The following is a 23,257-nucleotide window of genomic DNA, read 5'->3' as shown; positions in this document are numbered from 1 at the left end:
AACTTTCGGGTGAGAGAGATGCGCGTTGCAGTGCTCTACTCCGGCGGTAAGGATTCGAACTATGCCCTATACTGGGCTCTGAAGCAGGGCTTTGAGGTCAAATATCTTGTCAGCATGGTTAGCGAGAGCGACGAGAGCTACATGTACCACGTGCCGAACATTCACCTGACCGAGCTTCAGGCCAAAGCGATTGGAATACCCCTCATTAAGGGCTTCACCAGCGGCGAGAAGGAGAAGGAAGTCGAAGACATGAAGGCCGTCCTTGAGGGGCTGAAGGTAGACGGCATCGTTGCTGGAGCTTTAGCGAGCGAGTACCAGAAGAAGAGGGTTGATAGGGTTGCAGAAGAGCTCGGACTTGAGAGCTTCGCTCCCGCCTGGCATCGCGATCCGGTTGACTACATGCGCGAGCTGATAAACATCTTTGACATCGTGATGGTCGGCGTTTCCGCTTACGGCCTCGACCAGAAGTGGCTCGGAAGGAGGATAGACGAGAAAGCTTTAGAAGAGCTTATCAAAATTCACGAAAAGTACAGCATTCACGTCGCTGGCGAGGGTGGCGAGTTTGAGACCTTCGTTCGCGATGCGCCCTTCTTCAAAGCCAGGATAGTCTTCGATGAGGTAGAAAAGCGGTGGGACGAGTGCAGCTATTCCGGCGTTCTTGAGGTTAAGAGGGCGCATCTGGAGCCAAAAGAGTGATTCTTCACCTTTTAAAATTTGGAAAAGAAGGGAAAGCCTTAGCCCTCTGGCTTCACCCTTACCCACAGCCAAGCCTTACCGCAGCCTCCGCTGACGCCGCAGACGTTGAAATCCAGGCCCCACTCCTTGGTCGGGATTCCGGAGAAAACGTCCCAGTCGAAGTAGTCGTCGTCGAGCAGGATCGTTATCCCCACGATGCCCACCGGGTCGTCGTTGTCCCACCCGGTGGTTTTGATCAGAATCCTCCTGTACTTCCGGGCCTCGTCGAGCGGCATCACAAAGACAGGATAGCCGTTGATGTAGGGCCAGTTTACGCTTATCGCCCTATCGTCGTGATACAAAAGCCTGCTGTGGTCGTTCGCCCCGACTCGTTCCCGTTGATGTTGATGTGGGGGTATTACTCGCACATCCGCTGATAATGACTAATAACGTCAGGAATACAAAAATTAGAACCTTTGATGTCTCTCTCATGAAGGCGCCTCCAAATCCAAACCCTTGGAGGCAAGAAACGAAATTAGGCCCAATACAAGGGTTTGGATTTTTTATAATTTGGCCCTCTTCATATTTAAGAGTTTCTGGATGGTTTATCTTTTTTCTTTTGAAAACTTCGCTCCTTAGGGCGAGGATTCAATAAACCACCCAATGACCCTCATACCGAGAAAGCACTCAAAGAAAAGCTTAAATACTAAGCAATGCTAATAATTAATGGTGAGAGCTTGGGGGTCATGACAATTTCCGTTGATGATGAAGTCGAAAGAAAATTCAGGGAACTCGTGGAAAAGAAATACGGGAAAATCAGGGGAGCTTTAGGCGTTGCAGTAACTGAAGCCATGAAACTCTGGATTAAAAAAGTAGAAAGCGAGGAAAAATGAAGAGAACATTGACACTCAAACTCCAGCCCTCAAAAGAGCAAGAAAAGGCTCTCTTTCAGTTGGCTGACCTAAGTTCCAGAGCATGGAATAGAGTAAACTACCTTAGACGGCAGGAATACTTCCAAGGAAAACCAATAGACTTTTTGAAAACTCAGAAAATCGTTTACGAAGAGTTCAAGAAAGAAATCGGTTCTGCAACCGTCCAAACAATAGCGAGGAAAAACGCTGAAGCTTGGCGGGGCTTCTTCTCCCTCCTCAGGAAGAAGAGGAACGGAGAACTCCCCACTTGGTTAAAACCAAAACCACCAAACTACCTCAAAGAAAACGGGAAGAGAAAGCTCTTCATCGTTCTGAGAAACACTCAATACCGCATTGAAGGAAATAAGCTTATTTTAATGGGTCTCGGCAAATTCAAACGCCTCGAAATACAGTTTAAGGGGAGAATACACTTGAGGGGCAAGCAGGGAAGATTAGAAATCATCTATGATAATGCTAAGCAAAAATGGTATGCTCATGTCAGCTTCACCGTTGAGAAAAAGCTAATCAAAAACGAATGGATCAGCGTTCCAAGAACACCAAAAGGAAGACTCACAGCAGGGATTGACTTAGGAGTGAACAACTTAATGGCCGTTTATGTCGAGAACGGGGAAAGCTTCTTGGTGAATGGAAAACCACTAAAATCAATAGCCTTCTACTGGCAGAGGAGGATTGCGGATTATCAGTCGAAACTCAGCAAAAGCGGGGCTAAAAAGAGCAGGAAACTCAAAAGAATGCATGAAAAGGCCAAACTTCAGGCGAAGCACTACATTAACACGGTGGTAAGACAAACAGTTAGGAGGCTTTACGATTTGGGTGTTTCTAAAATCGTCGTTGGTTACCCAAAGGGAATAGCAAGAAACTCTGAGAAGAGAAGGAAGCAAAATTTTCTCCTCTCTCACGTCTGGCGGTTTAATTATGTTATCAAACGTCTTAAGGAAGTTGCCGAAGAGTATGGTATCCTTGTTGAGGTCGTTGATGAGGCTTTCACTTCTAAAACCTGCCCCGTTTGCGGGAAGCCTCATAAAGGGGCGAGATTTGTTCGTGGTCTTTATTCGTGTCCCACAACGGGGCTTGTGTTTAATGCCGACTTGGTTGGGGCATTTAATATTTTGAAGAAGGTAAAAACGATAACCCCGAGCCTTGAGGGTTTGAGAGCCTTCCGGGTGAGGGGTAATGGGGGGAAGGCTCTCCCCGAGGGGTTGAAAACCCACTTTTTAGTGGGTTTGAATGAAGCCCCCCAAACCTCCCTGTCACTGGCGAGGGGTTAATCCTCGCCCTTCAATGCAGGGAGGGAGGTCAGTCAATGGACAAGACTTATTAGCGGTGGGTGAAATTTTATCCCGGGTGGTAGGGTGATTGAAGCCGAGAACCTCGTCAAGACCTTTGGTTCCACTCACGCCCTTAGGGGAATCAGCTTCACGGTAAAAAATGGCGAGATATACGGCCTTCTTGGTCCCAACGGTAGTGGAAAGTCAACGACGATGAAAATCCTTGCGGGGATCCTGAGACCCACCTCCGGGAGGGTTCTCGTTGATGGTGTTAATGTATCGGAAAATCCAATCAAAGTGAAAGAGATCACCGGCTACGTCCCCGAAACTCCCGTTCTCTATGAAAGCCTCACCCCAATCGAGTTCTTCAACTTCATCGGGAGTGTGAGACGGATTCCAGGAGAAAGGCTCAATGAGATGGTCGAGACCCTTGTGAAGGCCTTTGGGATAGAGAAATACCTCGGTGAGCTGATAGGCTCCCTCAGCTTCGGAACCAAGCAGAAGGTTTCCCTCATAAGCGCCCTCCTCCATGATCCAAAAGTCCTTATCCTTGATGAGGCCATGAACGGCCTCGACCCTAAAAGCGCTCGCATTCTCAGGGAACTTCTCCTTCAGTTCAAAGGGGAGGGCAGGAGCATTGTATTCTCCACCCACGTGCTCCAGCTGGCGGAGATGATCTGCGATCGTGTTGGCGTTATCTACAACGGCGAAATAATTGCCGAGGGAACGGTTGACGAACTCAAGAAGTTCGCCCATGAGGAGAGCTTGGAGGATGTCTTCCTCAAACTGACCGAGAGCCAGGACGAGATTTTTGCCGTAGTTCAGGCACTGAAGGAGAGGCTTTAGGTGGGAGCATGTTCGAGGTTGTGAGGATACTCTACCGGGAGCTGCACTACAGACGGCTCAAAAGTAACCCTCAGATAGCAAGCGATCCCAAAAAGTTCGAGAAGCAGCTTAAAACCAGCGGGGACATAATCCGGGGCATTCTTTTCCAGTCCATTGCGTTCCTCTTCTTTGGTTTCATGATGGCGATGGCCATAAAATCAACCGGAGACAAAACCAAGGCAGTTATAATGTTCTCAACATACGCAATGCTTCCCTTTGTGATGGCTCTCTACACAACTGCAGTCAACGCTTCCTACACTACCTCTATGGGAATTTTTGAGCCGTTGAAGCCGCTCCCAATAAAAACCGGGGCCAAATATCTCAGCCTGCTTCTCATGATTGACAACGTTCCGGCCCTGGTCGCCATGCTTCCGTCAGTCGGGGTTTTGGCTCTCAACTACGGCCTCACAGGCATCCTGGGTCTCCTCTGGATAACCATTGGTGCGTTCCTCGGCCACGTTCTGGGCCTGGTGATATTCAGATTCTTCGGCTCCGCCAGTGTCGACGGAAGGTTCTCAAGCCTGAAGACCCTTGCGAGAACGATGGGGGTACTGCTATTCATCAGCATGTTTTACGCCCTCAACTACATCCAGGCCTACGTTTCTGAACACTATAAGGAGCTTATCCCGGTTTTTTCGCGCTATTCCATAGCATACCCGTTCTCTGTGACGTCAATACTCGAACCCATTATCTCGGTTTTAATACTGCTCGGCTACATTGCCATCCTTGCTCCCTTATACCTGGTAGTTATTCGTAGGCTGTGGGAAAGGATGGGTGAGAACCTCAAGACCTCTCGCACTGTCGTTTCCAAGTTCAGGGCCAAAATCCTGTCCCCGGTGCTGGCGCTAACAATGAAGGACCTCAGGATAATTTTCAGGAAGAGCTCCCTGTTCGTTGGGCTTTTACTTCCCCTCTTTATTGTCCTTCCGACAGCCATCAGTGTACTGAGTTCGAGAAAGGTCAGTGAATGGGCCGTTGTTTCGGTTCTCTTCATGATAGCATGGATGGCCTCCGTCGGAATTGACACTGTTCTCAAAATAGACGGCTTGGAGTTCGAGTTCCTAAGAAGCCTGCCGATAACCCTTGGTCAGTTCGTGAGGGGGAAGCTGATAACTATGAACGCAGTTCCAATATCCGCTGGAGTAGTCCTCGTGCTCGTTGCTTCCTATCTCAACCCCTACCTCCTGAAACTAGTTCCCGCTGCAATAGTTCTGCCTCTTCTGACGTCATCACTGGCGATGACCTTCTTCTATCACGGGGAAAAAGAGCTATCCCTCCCGGAGACGAACTTTGGGCATGTCATAGCCCTGATGATACTCAACGGAATAACCCTCGGAATCGTTGCAGGAGTCTGGTTCCTCCTAGGCTATCCCTACGCCATGGGGCTTTCTATTTTAGGAGTTTTTGTTTTCCTGAAAGCGGTTAGCAGGTGACGTGGAATATCCCAAGGACTCTTTTCTCCTTTCTTAGCTTCTCGAAGAGCTCGGCCGCCTCTGGCGTTGGTATTTCGATGATTTCTTTGTCCTTGACCAGCTCCTTGCTCTCCGGCAGAAGGGAGAGCATACCCCAGAGGCCAGTCCCAACAACGAGAACGTCAAAGTCCTCTCTCAGGTACTTCCTTAGCTCCTCTGGATCGAGCTTGTGGCTTGTCCCGTGCTTCTCCTTGCTTATCCACTTCTTTCTCGTCTCTATCTTTCCACTGGGATAGATCACGATGTCGTGAGCGTACTCCTTTTCATCAACGATTATCCGACCGAACTCGGGGACTTCTATCATATCCTCACCTCAGTTCAAGGGCGTCTCTCAAGATTTTCTCATGATCAAACGCCAATGGGATTTCATTAACCTCATCTATCGGGACTACCATGACGTCCTTGGCGTCGTCTCCTGCCTTCAGCTCACCGGTTCCCAGAGCAAGAAACGCCACAGTTACCGTGTGTCCTCTCGGGTCCCTGTTGGGGTCTGAGTAAACTCCAATCAGCCGCAATAGTCTGACGTCGAGCCCCGTTTCCTCCTTCGCTTCTCTTACTGCAGCATCCTCAACGGGCTCACCGTACTCAACGAAGCCCCCCGGCAGGGCAAAGTGATCCTTAAACGGCTCATGCTTCCTCTTTATGAGCACAACGCCCTCACGATAGAGAATTACCAAATCAACAGTGAGGCCTATGCATCTGTGAAGCTCGACCTTGAGTTCAGGATGCCTCTCGCTGAGGAACTCCTTCAGCTCCTCCTTTATGGGGGAGATATCCACCCCCTTTGGAGCTTTAACGAGGAGAACGTACCTGTCCATATCACCACCTCAGGGAAGTCCCTTCTCATAATCTTCAGCATGCTGACGTTTCATCATCGGTCGATAATAGTTTCCGCTGGGGCTTTTATAGTTTTCAATGTTAAGAAGCGTCCTCGCTCCTTTCGACTTTCACCCTCATCGCCAGCTCGTCCACATCTTCCATGGAGAAGTCGAAGCTCCTCCTCTCCAGGAACAGCCCAGTGAATGCATTTGCCCTCTTGAGCGCCTGAATGAACGGACAGCTCTTGTAGAAGTAGCTGAACGCGGCGAGAAAAACGTCCCCTGCACCGGTGGATTCCTCGACCTCAACCCTAACCGGCCGGTAGATGTACTCCCTGCCTCTCAGATATGCCCTTCCAGGTTCCGGTCCGTTGGAAGCGAGGAGAACCTCAACGTCCTCGGGCTGAAGGTTCTGAAGGTACGGAAGCTCTGATAGGTCAGCGTGGAGCACCTTGAGGCCCTTGAGGAAGGAGGTTTTCCTCTCGATAAGTTCTACCATCCCGGGCCGAGGTTTTCGAATGAACCCCTGGACGTCGGCCGCCAGAAAGTCTGTTCTTTCCTTGAACGCTGCGACCGTTTCGGGAGGAATCTCGTTGGCAACGGGGTTGAGGATCACCATGTCATAGCGCTTATCTGGGACTTCTGTTATTTGCTCGGCCCTAGCGAGAAGCCTCAGCGTTCTCGTGTTTCCGTCCAGGTATCTGAGCTCGTAGGCCGTACTGGTTTTTGAGGAAACGACGTTGAGTTTTATTCCCATCTCCTCGAGTTCCTCGAGCCATTTCTCTGGAAAGTCTTTCCCCACGCTCGTGAGAATCTCAACGTCGCAGAACTTCGCCAACGCGAGGGCTGAGTAGTAGGCTCCTCCCCCAATTCGGATTTCGGACTTCAAACCTCTGACCACGATGTCAATGACAATGTGACCCACGAGAAGGCACTTCATTTTACCCCGCCTAACTCTGGATATAGAGAGCGCCTTAAATAAAAACCTTTTGGAAATTCACCGAAAAGTTTATAAGTGTAAAAGCGAAAAGCTTAAAAGGATATATCCTTTTGGGGTGGGGCTATGAAGCGCCTGGGCAAGGTTTCTCACTATGCAAAGCAGGGGTTCTTAATTCTGCGTACAGACTGGGTTCCATCGCTCAATGAACCGGTTGTGGATAAGAATCTCACCATGGTCGGGGTAGTGAAGGATGTTTTCGGGCCGGTTAAAAGGCCATACGTGGCTGTTAAACCGCGTGTCAAGAACCCTGGGGAGTACGTTGGGGCTTTGCTCTACGTCGATACCAAGCGCAAAAAGACCAAGCCGAATCACGGGAAGAAGCGAAGAGCTAAGGGCGGAACGGGTAGACGCCCTGCCCCCAGAAAAAGGGGGTGAGAACTTTTGGCTGATAAGAACATCTGTCCGGTTTGTGGTTCCGATAAGCTGTTCTACGATCCGCGGAGGGGCGAGATCGTCTGTTCTGTCTGCGGTTATGTCGTTCAGCAGAATGTTATCGATGAGGGTCCCGAATGGCGCGCCTTTGACCCCGATCAAAGGACAAAGCGCGCCAGGACCGGCGCGCCCATGACATTGATGATCCACGATAAGGGCCTCTCCACCGATATAGACTGGCGCGATAGGGACATTCACGGCAACCAGATTACGGGAATGTATCGTACCAAGATGCGCAGGCTCAGGATGTGGCAGCGCAGGATGAGAATAAACGACGCCGCCGAGCGTAACTTGGCATTCGCCCTGAGCGAGCTTGACAGGATGGCTGCCCAGATGATGCTGCCGAGGCGCGTTAAGGAGGTGGCCGCCTCGCTCTACAGGAAAGCCGTCATGAAGAAGCTCATCCGCGGAAGGTCAATCGAGGGAATGGTCTCGGCTGCCCTCTATGCCGCCTGCAGGATGGAGGGCATTCCAAGGACGCTCGACGAGATTGCTGCAGTTTCGAAGGTAACCAAGAAGGAGATAGGAAGGAGCTACCGCTTCTTGGCTAGAGGCCTTGGGCTGAACCTTAGGCCGACGAGTCCGATCGAGTACATTGACCGCTTCGGCGATTCCCTCGACGTGAGTCAGAGAACCAAGAAGCGCGCCAAGGAGATACTTCAGGAGGCCATCAAGAGGGGAATAACAAGTGGAAAAGGACCAACTGGTTTAGCTGCCGCGGCTCTGTACGTTGCCTCACTCCTCGAGGGGGAGAAGAAGACCCAGCGCGAGGTAGCCGAGGTAGCCCACGTGACCGAAGTTACTGTCAGGAACCGCTACAAGGAGCTCGTCGAGAAGCTCGGCATAAACGTCCCGATCTGAGGGATGGCCTTGCTGATAGCGGTGATGAGCGACACACACTACGGCGACAAGACAAGAAATTTCCCTTCCCTTCTTTTCCGAGAGCTTGAGAAGAGAGGGCCAGACCTTATTCTTCACGCTGGCGACGTTACTTCTCCGGGATTCCTCGAAAGGCTGGAGGAGTTTGCCCCTGTAATTGCAGTCAGGGGAAATGCCGACCACCTAGGACTGCCTGAGGAGCAGGTCGTTGATGCCGAGGACGTTAAAATCGGCCTTCTGCATGGTCATCAATTCTTCAGTCTCAATGCACAGTTCTTGACCCTTAAGGCCCTTGACATGGAGGCTGATGTACTTATTTTTGGTCATACTCATATGTATTATTATGACACATACTCGATTCACGGCCAGAAGGTTGTCCTTCTCAATCCGGGTTCTCCGACTTTCCCGAGAATGGACTCGGCAGGTTTTGCCTTTATCAAAGTGGAGGGCAATAAAGTCTCGGTGGAGCGCGTTAAGTTCTGGTAGAAAAGTCGAAAAGCAAGAAGAAAGGCCTTCAGGCCTTGATGGCAAGCTTGATGTCTTCGGCCTTGACGGTCTTCCTGCCAGCGTGGTGGGCAAGGTCGACCGCCTTCTTGGCGATCTCAAGAGCCTTCTCCTCAAGGTGCTCGGCGAGGAGCTTGGCAGCGTCCTCGCTGACGCGGGCAGCGCCAGCCTTCCTTATCAACCTGTCAACTGGGGCAATCGGCAACTCAGCCATTTTCCCAACCTCCTAAACGTTGTTTTGCAGGCATCTGCGTTCTATTCTAAGAACAAGGAGCTATATAAACTTTTCGGAAATGGGGCACTCTGGAGGCAATACTCGGCCATTTTTCAGTGGGGTATTGAGAAATTGGGCATCATTGGGTCTGTGACTTATAAACGGCTCAATACTAACTTCAGGGCGAAGTTTCGAAAGTCGATTTTAGGCCTTTAAATCAGGTTTACCTACTGCTTGTTGTTCTGATTTCCCAAAAGGGGATGGGAGTTTGGGTCGCTGGCGAAGGAAAAGCGCCCTTAATACGCACATAGAGGCATCAATGTCCCAAAATTGAACCATAGCATTTTTATAGGGATTTATGCAACCTTTAGGTTACCAAGGAGGTGAAAGGATGGTAGAGAAGTTTGACAAGATATATGACTACTACGTGGACAAGAGCTACGAACCCAACAAGAAGAGGGACATCATAGCCGTATTCCGCATAACCCCTGCTGAGGGATATACCATCGAGCAGGTGGCCGGAGGTGTGGCCGCCGAAAGCTCGACGGGAACTTGGACGACGCTCTACAACTGGTACGAGGAGGAGCGCTGGGCCGACCTTTCAGCTAAGGCCTATGACTTCATTGACATGGGTGACGGCTCATGGATAGTTAAGATCGCTTATCCGTTCCACGCCTTCGAGGAGGCCAACCTTCCGGGACTTCTCGCGAGCATAGCCGGAAACGTCTTTGGAATGAGGCGTGCCAAGGGGCTGCGCCTTGAGGACATGTACTTCCCGGAGAAGCTCATCAGAGAGTTCAGCGGTCCGGCTTTTGGTATCGAGGGCGTCAGGAAGATGCTTGAGATCAAGGACCGGCCCATCTACGGTGTCGTTCCCAAGCCGAAGGTCGGCTACTCCCCGGAGGAGTTTGAGAAGCTTTCCTATGAGCTTCTTCTCAATGGGGCCGACTACATGAAGGACGACGAGAACCTCACCAGCCCATGGTACAACCGCTTTGAGGAGAGGGCTGAGACCATCGCCAAGATCATCGAGAAGGTTGAGAGCGAGACCGGCGAGAAGAAGACTTGGTTCGCCAACATAACAGCTGACGTTAGGGAGATGGAGCGCAGGCTGGAAATCTTGGCTGACCTCGGCCTCAAGCACGCGATGGTTGACGTCGTCATAACCGGTTGGGGAGCCCTTGAATACATCCGCGACCTCGCGGCAGACTACGGTCTGGCCATTCACGGCCACAGGGCAATGCACGCGACCTTCACCAGGAACCCCTACCACGGCATCTCGATGTTCGTCCTGGCGAAGCTCTACAGGCTCATCGGTATCGACCAGCTCCACGTTGGAACCGCTGGAGCTGGCAAGCTTGAGGGTGGCAAGTGGGACGTCATACAGAACGCCAGAATCCTTAGGGAGGAGCACTACAAGCCCGACGAGAACGACGTCTTCCACCTGGAGCAGAAGTTCTACAGCATAAAGCCAGCCTTCCCGACCAGCTCAGGCGGCCTGCACCCGGGCAACCTGCCGATAGTCATAGACGCCCTTGGAACCGACATAGTCCTCCAGCTCGGCGGTGGAACCCTCGGCCATCCGGACGGGCCTGCCGCTGGAGCGAGAGCAGTGAGGCAGGCTATCGATGCCCTCGTCCAGGGTATACCGCTCGACGAGTACGCCAAGACCCACAAGGAGCTCGCAAGGGCATTGGAGAAGTGGGGCCACGTCACCCCAATCTGACCGCTCTGACGGCTTTTTCTTCCCATTTTCGTCTTCCGTTCAACTTTTCTTCCGCAGGTAATTTTAACCCCAAGGTTCTTGGTTCTTCGGTGAGACCATGCATCCGGGAGGGTTCTTGGAAGTCATCACGGGTCCAATGTTTGCGGGTAAAACAACGGAGCTGATTAAGCGCATAGAACGCCAGATGTTTGCAAAAAGAAAGGCAGCGCTCTTCAAACCTGCCATAGACAACAGGTACAGCGAGGATGAGATCGTTGCCCACAACGGGCTGCGCTACGAAGCTTTTGTCATACCGACGGATGAAGAGGGTGTGAGAACGATAGGAGAAATAACCAAGAGAGAGAACTTTGAGGTCATAGGAATTGACGAGGTGCAGTTCTTTCCGATGAGCATCGTTGAAACACTCGACAGGCTTGCCGATGATGGTGTTTACGTCATAGCGAGTGGCCTGAATCTCGACTTCAAGGGAGACCCGTTCCCTGTAACTAGGGAACTTCTTGTCAGGGCTGACAACATAGTCTACCTAACCGCTGTCTGCACTGTCTGTGGGAGGCCTGCGACCCGAAGTCAGAGGCTTATCGATGGAAAGCCTGCTCCCAGGGATTCCCCGGTAATCCTAGTTGGAGGAAGGGAGAGCTACGAGGCTAGATGCAGGCTCCATCACGAGGTGCCTTAGCTCGTCAGCACTTTGCTCCAGGTGTTGATGTCTTTGAGTCCGTGGCCGGTTGCGATGATAACTACGCTTTCGCCTTTGTCTATTATTCCCTCTTCCCTCATTTTCTGAGCAAGGGCCAGGGAGGTTGCGGAGGAGGGCTCAACAAAGAGTCCTTCCCTTCCGAGGAGAAGGCCAGCAGCGGCTGTTTCTTCATTGGTAACTGTATCGAGGTATCCGTTGCTCTCCTTTACTGCCTTGAGAACGTTCTCTCCATCAACTGGGGCCTTGACGGCTATTGCACTGGCGATTGTTGGGACCTTTTTTGTTATCTTTTCAATGGGTTTGCTGGTCTTCCAAGCTCTAACTATTGAGTCATAGCCCTCAATTTGGACGCCCGCTATCCTTGGAAGCTCACTGATGAGGCCAATCCGATAAAACTCTTTTAGGCCCTTCCAGATTGCCCTGAGGTGTGTTCCGGCTCCTATGGGCACTACTATCCAGTCGGGGACGTTGAAGTGGAGCTGATCGATGATTTCAAAGCCCGTCGTCTTCTGTCCCTCGACACGGTAGTGGTAGTTGCCGGTCAGGTAGTAGCCATCCTCAAGCGCCCTTCTCTCTGCCTCTGCCAGCGCTTCATCGTACGTCTTTCCGAAAACCTCAACGTTTGCTCCATACATCTTGGCCTGGACGAGCTTGCCCTCTGGGGTTCCCTCGGGAACTACTATAGTGACTTTGAGGCCAGCTTTTGCCCCGTATGCACTTATTGACGCCGCCATGTTGCCGGTTGAAGCTACTATCACTTTCTGCGCGTGAAACTCGAGGGCTTTTGTAATTTCGACACTTGAGCCTCTGTCTTTAAAAGCCCCAGTCGGGTTCTCGCCTTCGTTCTTGATGTACAGCTTCGAGATGCCTATTTTTTCCTCAAGCCTTTTTGCCCTGTAAAGTCTTGTACCGCCTTCATTGAGCGTAACCGCTTTTTTAAGATTGGAGACTGGAAGGAACATCCAGTACTTCCAGACGTGCGGATGCTCCCTGAACCAGGGGTCGTTATCCTGGATGAGGTCTGCTATATCGTCGTAATGATAGCGAACATCTAGGGGTGAACCACATTTGGTGCACTTATAAACTCCACATGCTAGGGAGTACTCCTCACCACACTTTGTGCAGACCAGCTTCGCTGCGAACATTGGGACCACCGCTGGTAATTCTTTCGATGCCTTTTAAAGTTGGGCATCCAAACCGAAAAGCTTAAAGTGGCCTTTTCTTACATTAAGTTAGGGAAAGATAAGGGGGTGAGAGCATGGAGTCAAATAAGAACATGGGACGATTGCTTGACATACTAGGAAACGAGACGCGAAGAAGGATACTCATCCTGCTCACCAGGAGGCCGTACTTTGTGAGCGAGCTTAGTCAGGAGCTTGGTGTTGGCCAGAAGGCCGTTTTGGAGCACCTCAGAATACTTGAGAGTGCGGGACTGATTGAAGGTAGGGTGGAGAAGATCCCGCGTGGCAGACCGAGGAAGTACTACACGATAAAGCGCGGCTTCCGTTTAGAGGTTCTCCTGACGCCGTATGCCTTTGGAACAGAGATGTACGAGCCAAAGGCGCCAAGGCCCACCCGCGAGTATGCTCAGGCGAGGGCGCTGATAAAGTCTACCGAGCCAGTGGAGGACAAGATTAGAGAGCTCGTGATGTTCCTCGCCGAGATTCAGGAAAGGATTGAGGAGCTCATAATGACAAAGCAGGAGCTTGAAGAGGTCCGCCTTATCACCGAGACCTACATAGAGAATCTCCTGCGGAGAATAGCCCAGGAGAACGAGCGCGAATTCGAGAGACTCATGCGCGAGTTTGGCCCGAGGCTCCCTAGGAAGATACTGGAAGACCTCGACGACTTTTAGAAAGCGGCTGGAGAAGGAGAAAGTTAAAGCTCAGAAAAACGAGGGATAGGGCATTCAGAGCATCTTGCCCTCTTCTTTCATTCTCACGAGCCTGGTGATGTAGCCCGCTATCCTGTTCCTGATGGTCTTACTGGTAACGTTGGTCAGCTCCCCGACCTTCTTCTTGTTGTGCTCGAAGTCCTTGGTGAACTGGTCTGGATAGCGGTCAAAGAGCTCCCTTGCAACCCTCTTAATGAACGTCTGCCTGATGTTTCCCATCATCAATCCCCCCGTTAGCTTGAGTTTGACAACCATATGCCCAATCTCGAAAGCTGTTTTAAAACTTTTCCCCGGCTCAGGCTTATAAACCCTCTCTCAAAACCTGAACCATGCTCAGGGAAATCATCCGCTGCCGGGGTCACGAGAACGTTAGGGCCACTCACAAGTCCACGCTTGAGTTTACAAAGGAGGACTACCTGACCCCGAGAGGAGATTGCATACTCTGTATTGAAGCTGACAAAGGAATAAACGACCTGAGTGAGGAGTTTAAGCGAGCGCTGAAAGAAGGAAAGAGGCTCCTCATAAGGATAAAAATCGCTGACCTTATCGACGAAGTTCTCGCCGAGGGGAGCCCCAGGCTGATTCTCGAACATCCCTACTCCATGGTCGTCAGGAAGAGCGACTACATCGATGGAAGAACCCTTGCGATAAAAGCGAACAAAGCCGCTAGAGACATAGACAGGCGCATCGTTGAGCTTCTAAAGAACCCAAAAACTGTTGCTGAGATAGAGCTGATTATCCTCGACTGAGGGTATCCTGTGCTTCTTTCTCCATGCTCTAGCACTGGGAATAAACCTTTAAATACTCTTGGCTATTTTATTAACTTTTGGTGATGAAAATGCTCGAAGGGTACTACATAGTTGAAAACTCTGGCGTTGTCCTGCCGAAAGGAGGTTCCGCTTTAAGGATCTCAAGGCCTGGGGTTACGACCTCCACCTCGGAACGATAGAAGGCGAAAGTGCTTACTTTGTCTCAAAGGCTGGCCGGTTGCGGGGGAAGGAAATGATGATTGGAGACACCAAGACCATCGCCTTCGAAATAATGAACGCCGCCCTCAAAGCGGCTGATCCTTATATGGCAGTGAAAAACTCCTTCGGCTTTGATGGGGAGTGGCTGATTGTTAAAGAGGAGAAATTTAGGGTTTCTGGAAAAATTTACCTCCTCGCTTTCGGCAAGGCTGCCTGTGCGATGGCTAAAGCTGCTTATGAGGTTCTCGGTGAGAAGATAGCAGAAGGCCTCATCGTCACAAAATATGGATACGCTGCAAATTGCGTGGACGACTCGAAAATTACGGTAATCGAGGCGGGTCATCCAGTTCCCGACGAGAACTCTATGAGAGGCGCACTGGCTGGCGTTGAGCTCGCGGAAAAAGTTGGGGAAGAGGATTTACTTCTTGTCCTGATTTCAGGTGGAGGTTCGGCTCTCTTTACTCTACCCGAGGACGGCATAAGCCTTGACGACAAGATACAGACGAACGAGCTTCTTTTGAAAAGTGGGGCGAAGATTTACGAGATAAACACCGTTAGGAAGCACATCTCAAAGGTGAAGGGCGGAAAACTGGCAAAGCTTGTGAAGGGGACGGTTGTAAGTTTAATCCTCTCGGATGTCGTCGGTGACCCCTTGGAGGCCATAGCCTCTGGACCAACTGTGAGTGACCCCACAACCTTTGAAGACGCTCACAGGGTTCTGAGGCTCTACGGTGTGTGGGACAAGCTCCCGGAGAGTGTTAGGAAGCACATAGAAAAAGGCCTCCGGGGGGAAGCAGAGGAGACCCTCAAAGAAGATCTGCCCAACGTTCACAACTTCATAGTGGGGAGCGGGGCTATAGCGTGTGAGGCCGCAAAGAGAAAGGCCGAAGAGCTCGGTTTTAATGCCCACATCCTGACGACCACCCTTGAAGGCAAGGCAAGGGAGGTAGCGCTCGCAATCGGCTCGCTGATTCAGGAGATAGCCTCGAGAAACCGGCCCTTTGAGAGGCCCGCTGTTCTGATAGCCGGTGGTGAGTGGACAGTCACGATTGAAGGGGAAGCTGGTCTCGGCGGCCCGAACCAGGAGTTCGCGCTGAGCATAGCGAGGAAGATAGCTGGCTTAAACGCCGTAGTTTTGGCTCTTGACACCGACGGAACCGACGGTCCCACCGATGCCTCCGGGGGAATTGTTGACGGATCCACCCTTGAAAATCTCAAAACGGCTGGAATAGGTGTGGAGGAAGTCCTTAAGAAACACGACGTCTACAGGGCCCTCGAAAAAGTAGGTGCGCTCCTCAAAACCGGCCCGACCGGAACGAACGTCAACTCGCTGGTGATAGCGGTGATTCCGTAGAAGATATAAATCCTTCTGCTGAACTCTAGAAGGGTGAAATCATGAACCGTATATCTCGAAGGGAGCTGATAAGAAAGGCTTGGCATATCTCACCGGGAATACTTGGTGCTCCAATAATAGTCTTCACGCCAAGGTGGGTAACGCTCTTGGTGGTGTGGGGTTTAGCATTCCTCTACACTCTCCAGCATCTCAAGCTGAGGCGCGGCTGGAAATTCACGGTTCCGATAGCCGATATAAGCTACCGCCAGATGGCGAGGGAGGACGAAGTCGACAACTATCTGGGGAGCTTCCTCTTCTGGGTTACGATGGCAATGATATGTTCAATCTTTCCGAAGATAGCCGCCCTCTCGGCACTGTGGGTCTCGACCTTCGGCGACTGCTTCAATGCAATAATCGGCCAGGCGGTTGGTGGCCCGAAGATTCCGTGGAATAAAAGAAAGACCATCATTGGAAGTGCCACAATGTTCGGTGTATCTCTGGTCATGCTGGTTTTTGCCCACAGAGTCCTTGGTATGCAGTATTCCCTCCCGTTCCTGGGATTGGTGGCCATGATTGCGGTATTTCTGGAGAGCCTTCCCATCCCGTCGGCCTACGACGAGTTCACGGTTCCATTTGCAACTGCCCTCCTGATATGGCTCGCCTATGGTGGAGAACTGCTTGGTGTGACGTGGTGATCATAGCGGGACGAACTCCCACCCCTTCCTGTGGGTCTCTACCCCTCCGCTCGAACCTTCAGCGCCTTTATCTCCTTTTTCAGCGCTCCTATGAAGCTCTCAAACTTCTCGTTGTCGGTCAGGACCTCATAGCTCTCGGAATACTCCTCCATCAAAAGTCTCTCAAACTCCCTCCCGGCAGCGCGGAGGTTGAGAACTTCGAAGAAGTAGTAGTCAGCCAAGCCCCGTGTCTCCTCTACGATGGTTCTGACATCGGTAACTCCTGGGATTATTGGGCTCACGAAGACGTAGGTTCTTACGCTCTCATCGTAAAGCGTCTGGAGCGCGTTTACTCTCGCCTTATGCAGAGGTGCCAGCGGTTCAAAGAGCCTCTTTTCCCTCCCATCAACGCCGTTAATCGTCAGGCCAACTTCTATCGAGCGGAACTCCCGGAATAAGTCTATGTCGCGGGTGACCAACGGTGACCTCGTCAATATGGACAGCTCGTTTCTCTTGTCCATGTAGCGGAGAACCCGCCTAGTTAGCTTCAGTTCAGCTTCTATTGGCTGGTAGGGGTCGCTGACGGTTGACATCACAACGCTCCCTCGCACCCGCTTCTTGGTGAGCTCCGGTGCGTTGGTCTTTACCTCCACCCAGCTTCCCCACTCCCCATAGTCCCTCCACCGGCACAGAAACTTGGCGTAGCAGTACCTGCAGGCGAAGGCACAGCCGACGTACTGGTTCACCGTCCAGTTAACTCCTGGAATCTTCGAGCGGGTGTAGATGCTCTTGGCTTTTCTCTTGAGAACCTCAACTTTCATAAGCTCAGCTTCTTACTTTTCCTTAAAGGTGAGCGGGATGGACTACGAGCTCCGCGTGAGGCCGGTAAAGTACGCCCGGCTTGAGGTCAGGCCGGATGGAAAGGTAGTTGTTACGGCCCCGTTCGGCTTTGACGTTGATTCCTTTATTGAGAATCACAGGAAGTGGCTTGAGAAAAAACTTGCTGGGGTTGAAAAAGCCCGGAAAGAGGCGGAAAAGGGTTTTCCCCTCGATGGCAGGTTCTACCACGTCATCCATGGTAGAAAGCCGAAGATACACGACCGGTTCGGGACGGTCGTCCTCCCTCCGATGCCCGAACAGATGATCTCGCTCCTCAGAGAGCGCCTCAGGAGGGAACTCCACGAGCTTATCGGTGAGTACTCCCGGAAGATGGGCGTCGAACCCGGAAAGATCTACGTGAGGCTCGGCAGGAGCAAGTGGGGAAGCTGCTCTTCGAGGAAAAACCTGAGCTTCAACCTCCGTCTCATAGTCGTTCCAGAAAATCTGAAGCGATACGTTGTTGTTCACGAGCTTGCTCACCTGAGGTATCTCAACCACTCAAAGGCCTTCTGGGAACTCGTCGGAAGGTTTTATCCTGACTACAAAACCGCCAGAAGGGAGCTCAAACACTGGTGGCGCGTGGTTGAGCTGAACGAATACTGGCGCTGGCTGGAGGGAAGGGAATGAAAAAGGGAAATATTCTCAAGCTTCTCGCATTGATGGCGGACGAACTTATTGTGGCCGTTCTGCTCTTAATCGTCCTCCCCGCAATGGGCATAAACGTTCCCACCAGGGGTGTGCTGGTTATCTTGGGAGTACTCCTGATCAAGGACATAGTCATCGCCCCGTTCCTTCTCAATACCTTCGACAGAAAGGTGGAAGTCGGCGTTGAGGTGTTGATAGGCAGGACTGCAGTGGTTGTTGAGGATTTAACGTCCGAAGGTCTTGTCAAGCTCGAAGGCGGGCTCTGGAAGGCAGAATGCATAAATGGAACTGCTAGGAGGGGTGAGGAAGTGAAAGTCGTTGCCGTTGAGGGCACTAAGGTTCTCGTGGAATGCCCAGAGTAGAGAGAACCATCGCGACTTCCTCTGGTCTGTTCGTTGTGAAGGAAACGCTCCAGCCATGTTTCTGGCGTATCGTAACGCAGCCTTTGGCGGGAAGGTTGAAGTGTATCATTCCGTAGCACAGGGTCCAGCTCTTACCAACTCTAAAGCTCGCGATGTTCTCCAATGAGATCGTCTTTCTGACCAAGAGCCCCAGAACACCACGTATCCTCAGCTCACGGTCGTCTATCTCAATCCTAATTGCCATGACGTCCAGCAGGATTATAAGAGCCCCGATGGTGGAGGCCGCCATTATCTCGAACCCTTCCCCGGCTTGGTACGTCTGGTACGTTCCCCAGAGCATTGCCGCCATGGGGAGGATCATCAGGAGCTGGAACATCCTGCTCGATACAGTTTCTTCGTAAAGGGACATCTTCCCACCAAAGGAACTTTCCCACTACCCCTTTAAAGGTTCACTTCTAGGTTTCTCCGGTGGTAGCATGGTAAGGGTAATGCCCGTCGACAGACTGACTGATGACGACATTAAGGAGATACTTACCAAGTAAAGGAGGATAGCTCTCGTTGGAGTTTCTCCGGGGCCGGGGCGCGATGCGAACGACGTCATGCGCTATCTGCTTGAACGTGGCTACGAGGTCTATCCGGTGAACCCGCGCTACGAGGAGGTCTCGGCAGAAAGTGCTATCCGAGCGTTCTTGACATTCCCGATGATATTGAAATCGTCGACCTCTTCGTCAGACCGGAGTTCACGATGGACTACGTTGAGCAGGCGATAGAGAAGGGCGCCAAGGTCGTCTGGTTCCAGTTTAGAACCTACAACAGGGATGCCTTCAAAAAGGCGAAAGAAGCGGGACTTATAGCAGTTGCCCACCGTTACATAAAGCAGGAGCACGTGAGGCTGCTTGGGGATTAACCTCTGTATCTCAGCACGTGAATGTCTCTGACCAGTTTGTGCCTCTCTTCATAGTCGGTGTATTTGCCCAGGACCTCAAAGCCGAGTTTCCCGAGCCACTTCCTGTCTTTTCTATAGATTCCACCGCTGGAAAGCCTGTATGCTGGGAAGACGAAGACAACCTTTCCATTCCTCTTGAGAACCTCACTGAAGCTCTCGAAGACCGGATAATAGAAGCGATCAAGCTCGTTGGTGAGCTTTATCGCCTCCCCTCTGCTCGGGTTCCTCTTGAGAGGCTTGCCGAGGTAGGGTTCTGTGACTATGGCGTCAAACCTTGTCCTGAGGCACCTCCTCAGCTTCCTAGCGTCACAGACCTCAAGGTGGGCCGAGTTCTTAAGGTGGAACTCCTTCCTAAGCCACGTTAAGTTTTTCTTGGCGTCTCTAATGGCTTTCTCGTCCCTGTCGCTTCCGTAAGCTGAAAGCCCCTGGAGGACGAACTCCTGGACTATCGTTCCTATGCCACAGAAGGGATCGAGGAAGTTGCCTTTTCTCACCCCGCTCAGGTTCACCATTATCCTCGCCAGTCTGGGTGGAATGGATAGTATCGGCCTCTGAATCGGCCTTTCGACGTCAAGCTTTTTCAGCTCAAAGGGGTCAGTGACCTTAATCGTCTCTCCAACCCAGAGACTCTCGCCGAAGAGGAATACAAAGTCCTTAGTTTCTGGAAATCCCTTGAGGATGAGCTCGGCCGGCATGGCGTAAACTTTGGCCGGTTTGAAGAACTTTGAGGGACCTTCGACTTTGAACTCCTTCTTTATCTCGCTCCCAAGCTTCCGCCAGAGCTTCCAGTCGCTCTTCCCGTAGAGGCTCACTGTGAAAAGCTTTGAGTATTCAAACTCCCGTATAGTTCCCTCTCCCTCACCAAGTATCTTAACCAGCTTCAGCGAGCCTCCGAGCCACCTAAAATATCTTTCTACGTTGGGATCAGCCTCGAAAACCAGCCAGTCCCTCCCGCTCTCGACTGGCCTAACCTTTAGATGAAACCTCCTCGCGAAGGAGTGAAACTCTGCCTCGCTGAGACGGGGATTCTTACCGAATATTACTGCGTACATGGTCTCTTCATGGAGTCAAACTCTTAAAAAAGTTCCGAGGGTTAGGTTTAATAACATCGAACGTGTATTTTTGGTGAAATGAGCCCCGGGTAATTTACTCTTACGGGTGAAGGATATGCTAGTTAAGGAGATACTCGACTCTGTTGAAATAATTCAGGATCCCTATATCAAATCGATTACCTACGCTAAAATCGGCGAGAGGCTGGCAAAGGCGAAGGACAACAACTACAAGACTGCCTTTTTGAGGGCCGTGGAGACTACAAAGGAAATCGACGAGCCTGTTAAAATGTTCCGAGCACTTCTCTCGGTTGGCTACTCTCTCAGCAAGGCTGGCCTCAAATCCGCCAAGAGGATATACCAAGAGGTCCTCGAGGATTCCCGCGTTCTTCCAGCTCCTCAGCGGGATTTAATAATGCAGAGCGCTGCCACTTACATGCTTTTCCTCGGCGAAATAGGTGAGGCCGTGACGTATGCCCTCGAAATCAGTAATAGGAAGCTTAGGAACGAGGTTTTACTAGAAATAATACGCACTAACACCCGGATGATTGGAAAAGAGCAGCTGAAAGTCGCTTACCGCCTCAGGAGAAGTAAGCTTGCCCTGGAGTATATTGATTCTGAACCCTATCGCTCCAAGGCCCTTCTTGAGCTGATTAAGGCCTATATGATTCTTGGAAGCTATGAGAACGGGATAACCCTCATCAGAGGAATCAGTGTTAAAGAGTGGGCTAGACAGGCCTTTAAGGAGGTTTCCTTCTACCTGAAGGATAAGGAGGTTCTTGGCCATTACATAGATTCTCTCGAGGAGGTGGCCAACGAGCTCATAGACCGCTTTGGGAAGGAGTTCACTGTGGAGCTTGCCCTTGCTTTTGCCCTCACCGGTGAGGGTATTCCGGCTGTCAAGCTCATCAGGCGTCTCGAGGACAGTGAGTCGCTTCTCGTGAAGATGGCTCTGGAACTTCTGGAAAGAGACCATGACGTCCTTCCTAAGTTCATATCCGCGCTGAATGAAGAGGAAGCGGATGCTGTTGGTAAGGCTGTGATGAACAGGATCCTCGAGAGGCCGGAAAAGGGGAGCTGGGAAATCGTTAATGCAATAGGGAAGAGCACACCAAGCGAAGAAGTATGGGCCAAGATAGCCCGTTACTACGTCCTCGTTGGGAAGCTCGAGGGAGCAATGAAAGTTGGGACACTCATCCAGGACAGAAAGCTTCGCTCAATAGTGATGGCGGACATAGCCCATCATCTGGTCAAGAATGGTGAGGTTGAGAAGGCCATTGACGCCGCCGTTGAAGTCAGGGATCCAAAGTTCTCTTCAGTACTCATCTCGGAGATACTCATCAAAGCGCTTGAGCGTGAGCTTCCGGGGAGGGTTAGGTCATGGAACGGCTCAAAGCACTGATCGGGCGGAAGGAGAGTAAAGTTGAGTTCATAGGCGACTTCATAACCCTTCTCCTAACCGACAATGATGTTTACTCGGACGAACTTCTGTTCAGGGACGCCGTCGAGGAGATATACAACACGCTGCGCTCGGAGGTTATTGATAACGGCAGAATCGAGCTCGTTAGGGCTTATGAGAAGGCAGTCCTTTTAAGGGCCATAGTCTCTGGGGATATTAAAAGTCCGGAGGAAGTCCTTATTGATATCCGGAAGAACCTCCGCGTGGTGAAGTAAATGCTCTTCGAGATTGAGGTGCCCACGAAGGAGAGATTTCAGATAATAGACATAACGAAGGAGATTCAGCACCTCGTCTGGAGGAGTGACGTCACGAGCGGCATCGTCGTTGTTTTTACCAAGCACACGACGACGGGCCTCTTAATAAATGAGAATGAGGAGAGGCTCCTCCAGGATATAAAGGCCAAGATGAAGGAACTTGTTCCCAAAGGGGCCGGCTACGGTCATGACTCAATAGACAGCAACGCCCACTCCCATATAAGGGCGAGCCTCTTCCTCAGCCCAGAGATCGTCGTGCCTGTAGACGAGGGAGAACTTCTGCTTGGAACTTGGCAGAGGATACTCTTCGTCGAACTCGATGGGCCGAGGCACAGAAAAGTTCTGGTAAAGATATGCAAGTGCTGATCAGACGTACTGGGCGTAATAGGCTAACGCCTTCAGCAGGTCGTTGAAGCCTTCGTAGGTGACCAGCGAGAGAGGGATGGCCTCCTGTTCAAGGCGCTTCTTTATTATCCTTCTCAGCTCCTCGACCCGCTCCCTTGGGACAAGGTCTGTCTTGTTGATGACCACTATTATTGGCTTCTCGTATCTGAACTTGAGCATGTGGTGGAGCTTTTCCATACCCCTGTGGAGGCCGACCGTCGCATCAACCATGTGGATGACGATGTCCGATGATATTATCTCCTCTATAATCTCCCTGAACTTTTCCTCACTGAGGACCTTCCCTCTGAGCTCCCTCTGTGGATCGAAGAGTCCGGCCGTGTCTATGAGGACAAACTCATCTGCACCGCCCATCGGGTTCTTCATGCTCTTCGGTATCTTCAGCTTGCCGAAGCGCCGCCTTATGGTTCCCTTTGTAGTTCCCGGAAGGTTCTCCACCTCTGAAATTTTGCCCCCAATGAGGGCGTTCATGAGCGTTGATTTACCGACGTTTTCGGCTCCTATAATCGCAACCTTTATCATATCCTCACCCCACAGATAGTACTCGAAGTCGGGCTATAAAGGTGATGAAGTATGCCCAAGAGGATGAAACTCGGTCATCATTATTATTACATCGTTACGGTTGATGAGCTCCATGCCAGGGGTTTCAGGGGCAAGAACGTTGTCATCGAGGGTACTATTGAGGACAAGCCTTTGATTGAGTTCCTCCCCATGGAACTTCCTGGATACAGAGCCACGTTTAAAGTTTCCGGCATCAGGGTCGAGTTCTCCGGAAGCCCATGTCTGGGTAAAGGGGAGTGGGTGAGGGTTTACGGAAGGTTCTTGGGCGACTGCATAATGGCGAGCGCGATAGAGACCGAAAAAGCCGTTTTCATCACGGAGGAGTGAGC

30 protein-coding genes and 3 pseudogenes are annotated in these 23,257 nt (G+C 51.4%); 22 read left to right on the top strand and 11 right to left on the bottom strand.

Features of this window, described 5'->3' with window-relative positions; all coding sequences use genetic code 11:
- Positions 1-18 precede the first annotated feature (18 nt).
- Positions 19-696 (top strand): diphthine--ammonia ligase, encoded by a 678-nt coding sequence (locus TON_RS06310; RefSeq protein WP_012572207.1) that lies wholly within the window; start codon positions 19-21, stop codon positions 694-696.
- Between the two features lie 38 nt (positions 697-734).
- On the opposite strand, the gene TON_RS06305 is transcribed toward TON_RS06310, so the two are convergent.
- Positions 735-1,037 (bottom strand): hypothetical protein, encoded by a 303-nt coding sequence (locus TON_RS06305; protein WP_012572206.1) that lies wholly within the window; start codon positions 1,035-1,037, stop codon positions 735-737.
- A 375-nt stretch (positions 1,038-1,412) separates the two neighbouring features.
- Between TON_RS06305 and TON_RS10480 the strand changes: the two genes are divergently transcribed.
- From TON_RS10480 to TON_RS06290, 4 genes are all read left to right on the top strand, one after another.
- Positions 1,413-1,568 carry a hypothetical protein gene (locus TON_RS10480; RefSeq protein WP_167899418.1) on the top strand — a complete coding sequence of 52 codons (156 nt, stop codon included), beginning with the start codon at positions 1,413-1,415 and terminating at the stop codon, positions 1,566-1,568.
- On the top strand, positions 1,565-2,875 hold the full coding sequence (locus TON_RS06300) for an RNA-guided endonuclease InsQ/TnpB family protein (protein WP_012572204.1): 1,311 nt from the start codon (positions 1,565-1,567) through the stop codon (positions 2,873-2,875). The genes TON_RS10480 and TON_RS06300 overlap by 4 nt, the downstream gene beginning before the upstream one ends.
- Before the next feature lie 84 nt (positions 2,876-2,959).
- Positions 2,960-3,721, top strand: coding sequence for an ABC transporter ATP-binding protein (locus TON_RS06295; RefSeq protein ID WP_012572203.1), 762 nt, complete (start codon positions 2,960-2,962; stop codon positions 3,719-3,721).
- 8 nt (positions 3,722-3,729) lie between these two features.
- Positions 3,730-5,193: a membrane protein gene (locus TON_RS06290; RefSeq protein WP_012572202.1), complete on the top strand. Its 1,464-nt coding sequence runs from the start codon at positions 3,730-3,732 to the stop codon at positions 5,191-5,193.
- Here the strand turns inward: TON_RS06290 and TON_RS06285 are convergent.
- From TON_RS06285 to TON_RS06275, 3 genes are all read right to left on the bottom strand, one after another.
- Positions 5,183-5,536 (bottom strand): Mth938-like domain-containing protein, encoded by a 354-nt coding sequence (locus TON_RS06285; RefSeq protein ID WP_012572201.1) that lies wholly within the window; start codon positions 5,534-5,536, stop codon positions 5,183-5,185. The two genes, TON_RS06290 and TON_RS06285, sit on opposite strands and share 11 nt — an antisense overlap.
- 4 nt (positions 5,537-5,540) lie before the next feature.
- Entirely contained in the window at positions 5,541-6,050 is a 510-nt protein-coding gene (locus tag TON_RS06280; RefSeq protein ID WP_012572200.1) for an NUDIX domain-containing protein, read from the bottom strand.
- Between the two features lie 100 nt (positions 6,051-6,150).
- Positions 6,151-6,990, bottom strand: a complete 840-nt coding sequence (locus TON_RS06275; RefSeq protein WP_012572199.1) for a carbohydrate kinase family protein — start codon at positions 6,988-6,990, stop codon at positions 6,151-6,153.
- A 123-nt stretch (positions 6,991-7,113) separates the two neighbouring features.
- Here TON_RS06275 and TON_RS06270 point away from each other — a divergent pair, with 123 nt between their 5' ends.
- Genes TON_RS06270 through TON_RS06260 form a run of 3 tightly spaced genes read left to right on the top strand, consistent with a single transcriptional unit; the run spans position 7,114 to position 8,847 of the window.
- Positions 7,114-7,425: a Gar1/Naf1 family protein gene (locus tag TON_RS06270; RefSeq protein WP_012572198.1), complete on the top strand. Its 312-nt coding sequence runs from the start codon at positions 7,114-7,116 to the stop codon at positions 7,423-7,425.
- 6 nt (positions 7,426-7,431) lie between these two features.
- Complete coding sequence (locus TON_RS06265; RefSeq protein ID WP_012572197.1) at positions 7,432-8,343, top strand: transcription initiation factor IIB; 912 nt, start codon at positions 7,432-7,434, stop codon at positions 8,341-8,343.
- A 9-nt stretch (positions 8,344-8,352) separates the two neighbouring features.
- Positions 8,353-8,847 carry a metallophosphoesterase gene (locus TON_RS06260; protein WP_012572196.1) on the top strand — a complete coding sequence of 165 codons (495 nt, stop codon included), beginning with the start codon at positions 8,353-8,355 and terminating at the stop codon, positions 8,845-8,847.
- Between the two features lie 28 nt (positions 8,848-8,875).
- Here the strand turns inward: TON_RS06260 and hpkB are convergent, their stop codons facing one another.
- Positions 8,876-9,079: an archaeal histone HpkB gene (hpkB, locus tag TON_RS06255; protein ID WP_012572195.1), complete on the bottom strand. Its 204-nt coding sequence runs from the start codon at positions 9,077-9,079 to the stop codon at positions 8,876-8,878.
- Between the two features lie 391 nt (positions 9,080-9,470).
- Between hpkB and rbcL the strand changes: the two genes are divergently transcribed.
- Positions 9,471-10,805, top strand: coding sequence for a type III ribulose-bisphosphate carboxylase (gene rbcL / locus TON_RS06250; protein WP_012572194.1), 1,335 nt, complete (start codon positions 9,471-9,473; stop codon positions 10,803-10,805).
- Between the two features lie 97 nt (positions 10,806-10,902).
- Positions 10,903-11,481 (top strand): thymidine kinase, encoded by a 579-nt coding sequence (locus tag TON_RS06245; protein ID WP_012572193.1) that lies wholly within the window; start codon positions 10,903-10,905, stop codon positions 11,479-11,481.
- Here TON_RS06245 and thrC read toward each other — a convergent pair.
- Positions 11,478-12,647: a threonine synthase gene (gene thrC, locus TON_RS06240; RefSeq protein WP_012572192.1), complete on the bottom strand. Its 1,170-nt coding sequence runs from the start codon at positions 12,645-12,647 to the stop codon at positions 11,478-11,480. The genes TON_RS06245 and thrC overlap by 4 nt on opposite strands.
- 113 nt (positions 12,648-12,760) lie before the next feature.
- On the opposite strand from thrC, the gene TON_RS06235 reads away from it, so the two are divergent.
- Entirely contained in the window at positions 12,761-13,357 is a 597-nt protein-coding gene (locus TON_RS06235) for an ArsR/SmtB family transcription factor (protein WP_012572191.1), read from the top strand.
- Between the two features lie 54 nt (positions 13,358-13,411).
- On the opposite strand, the gene TON_RS06230 is transcribed toward TON_RS06235, so the two are convergent.
- Complete coding sequence (locus tag TON_RS06230) at positions 13,412-13,615, bottom strand: 30S ribosomal protein S17e (RefSeq protein WP_012572190.1); 204 nt, start codon at positions 13,613-13,615, stop codon at positions 13,412-13,414.
- A gap of 110 nt (positions 13,616-13,725) precedes the next feature.
- Between TON_RS06230 and TON_RS06225 the strand changes: the two genes are divergently transcribed.
- From TON_RS06225 to TON_RS06215, 4 genes and pseudogenes are all read left to right on the top strand, one after another.
- Entirely contained in the window at positions 13,726-14,145 is a 420-nt protein-coding gene (locus TON_RS06225) for a DUF371 domain-containing protein (protein WP_012572189.1), read from the top strand.
- A gap of 89 nt (positions 14,146-14,234) precedes the next feature.
- A pseudogene (locus TON_RS10475) lies at positions 14,235-14,434 on the top strand (UPF0128 family protein); the annotation flags it as partial.
- 3 nt (positions 14,435-14,437) lie between these two features.
- Positions 14,438-15,718 carry a glycerate kinase type-2 family protein gene (locus TON_RS06220; RefSeq protein WP_394295145.1) on the top strand — a complete coding sequence of 427 codons (1,281 nt, stop codon included), beginning with the start codon at positions 14,438-14,440 and terminating at the stop codon, positions 15,716-15,718.
- Between the two features lie 41 nt (positions 15,719-15,759).
- The gene (locus tag TON_RS06215; protein WP_012572187.1) at positions 15,760-16,392 is read left to right on the top strand and encodes a diacylglycerol/polyprenol kinase family protein; all 633 of its coding nucleotides are present in this window, start codon (positions 15,760-15,762) and stop codon (positions 16,390-16,392) included.
- On the opposite strand, the pseudogene TON_RS06210 reads toward TON_RS06215, so the two are convergent.
- Positions 16,393-17,192 (bottom strand): annotated as a pseudogene (locus TON_RS06210) (radical SAM protein).
- Positions 17,193-17,229: 37 nt separating this feature from the next.
- Between TON_RS06210 and TON_RS06205 the strand changes: the two are divergent.
- Together TON_RS06205 and TON_RS06200 are read left to right on the top strand one after the other, a co-directional pair.
- Positions 17,230-17,877: a M48 family metallopeptidase gene (locus tag TON_RS06205; RefSeq protein ID WP_012572185.1), complete on the top strand. Its 648-nt coding sequence runs from the start codon at positions 17,230-17,232 to the stop codon at positions 17,875-17,877.
- A complete protein-coding gene (locus tag TON_RS06200; RefSeq protein WP_012572184.1) occupies positions 17,874-18,257 on the top strand; it encodes an NfeD family protein in 384 nt (127 codons plus the stop codon). The genes TON_RS06205 and TON_RS06200 overlap by 4 nt, the downstream gene beginning before the upstream one ends.
- On the opposite strand, the gene TON_RS06195 is transcribed toward TON_RS06200, so the two are convergent.
- Positions 18,229-18,666, bottom strand: coding sequence for a hypothetical protein (locus TON_RS06195; RefSeq protein WP_012572183.1), 438 nt, complete (start codon positions 18,664-18,666; stop codon positions 18,229-18,231). The genes TON_RS06200 and TON_RS06195 overlap by 29 nt on opposite strands.
- A 190-nt stretch (positions 18,667-18,856) precedes the next feature.
- Between TON_RS06195 and TON_RS06190 the strand changes: the two are divergent.
- Positions 18,857-19,164: pseudogene (locus tag TON_RS06190) on the top strand (CoA-binding protein).
- Here TON_RS06190 and TON_RS06185 read toward each other — a convergent pair.
- The gene (locus tag TON_RS06185; protein ID WP_012572181.1) at positions 19,161-20,255 is read right to left on the bottom strand and encodes a TRM11 family SAM-dependent methyltransferase; all 1,095 of its coding nucleotides are present in this window, start codon (positions 20,253-20,255) and stop codon (positions 19,161-19,163) included. The pseudogene TON_RS06190 and the gene TON_RS06185 sit on opposite strands and share 4 nt — an antisense overlap.
- 115 nt (positions 20,256-20,370) lie before the next feature.
- Between TON_RS06185 and TON_RS06180 the strand changes: the two genes are divergently transcribed.
- From TON_RS06180 to TON_RS06170, 3 genes are read left to right on the top strand one after another with little or no spacing between them, the layout of a single operon-like run.
- Positions 20,371-21,654, top strand: coding sequence for a hypothetical protein (locus tag TON_RS06180; protein WP_012572180.1), 1,284 nt, complete (start codon positions 20,371-20,373; stop codon positions 21,652-21,654).
- Complete coding sequence (locus TON_RS06175; RefSeq protein ID WP_012572179.1) at positions 21,633-21,926, top strand: hypothetical protein; 294 nt, start codon at positions 21,633-21,635, stop codon at positions 21,924-21,926. The genes TON_RS06180 and TON_RS06175 overlap by 22 nt, the downstream gene beginning before the upstream one ends.
- On the top strand, positions 21,927-22,331 hold the full coding sequence (locus TON_RS06170; RefSeq protein ID WP_012572178.1) for a secondary thiamine-phosphate synthase enzyme YjbQ: 405 nt from the start codon (positions 21,927-21,929) through the stop codon (positions 22,329-22,331).
- Here the strand turns inward: TON_RS06170 and TON_RS06165 are convergent, their stop codons facing one another.
- Complete coding sequence (locus TON_RS06165; RefSeq protein ID WP_012572177.1) at positions 22,332-22,889, bottom strand: Era-like GTP-binding protein; 558 nt, start codon at positions 22,887-22,889, stop codon at positions 22,332-22,334.
- Positions 22,890-22,940: 51 nt separating this feature from the next.
- Between TON_RS06165 and TON_RS06160 the strand changes: the two genes are divergently transcribed.
- Positions 22,941-23,255: a hypothetical protein gene (locus tag TON_RS06160; protein ID WP_012572176.1), complete on the top strand. Its 315-nt coding sequence runs from the start codon at positions 22,941-22,943 to the stop codon at positions 23,253-23,255.
- The last annotated feature ends 2 nt before the right edge of the window (positions 23,256-23,257 follow it).

The organism is Thermococcus onnurineus NA1 (genome assembly GCF_000018365.1).
GTDB lineage: Archaea > Methanobacteriota_B > Thermococci > Thermococcales > Thermococcaceae > Thermococcus > Thermococcus onnurineus.
The sequence above is the reverse complement of the archived record's forward strand: the minus strand, read 5'-3'. Positions and strand labels throughout refer to the sequence as shown.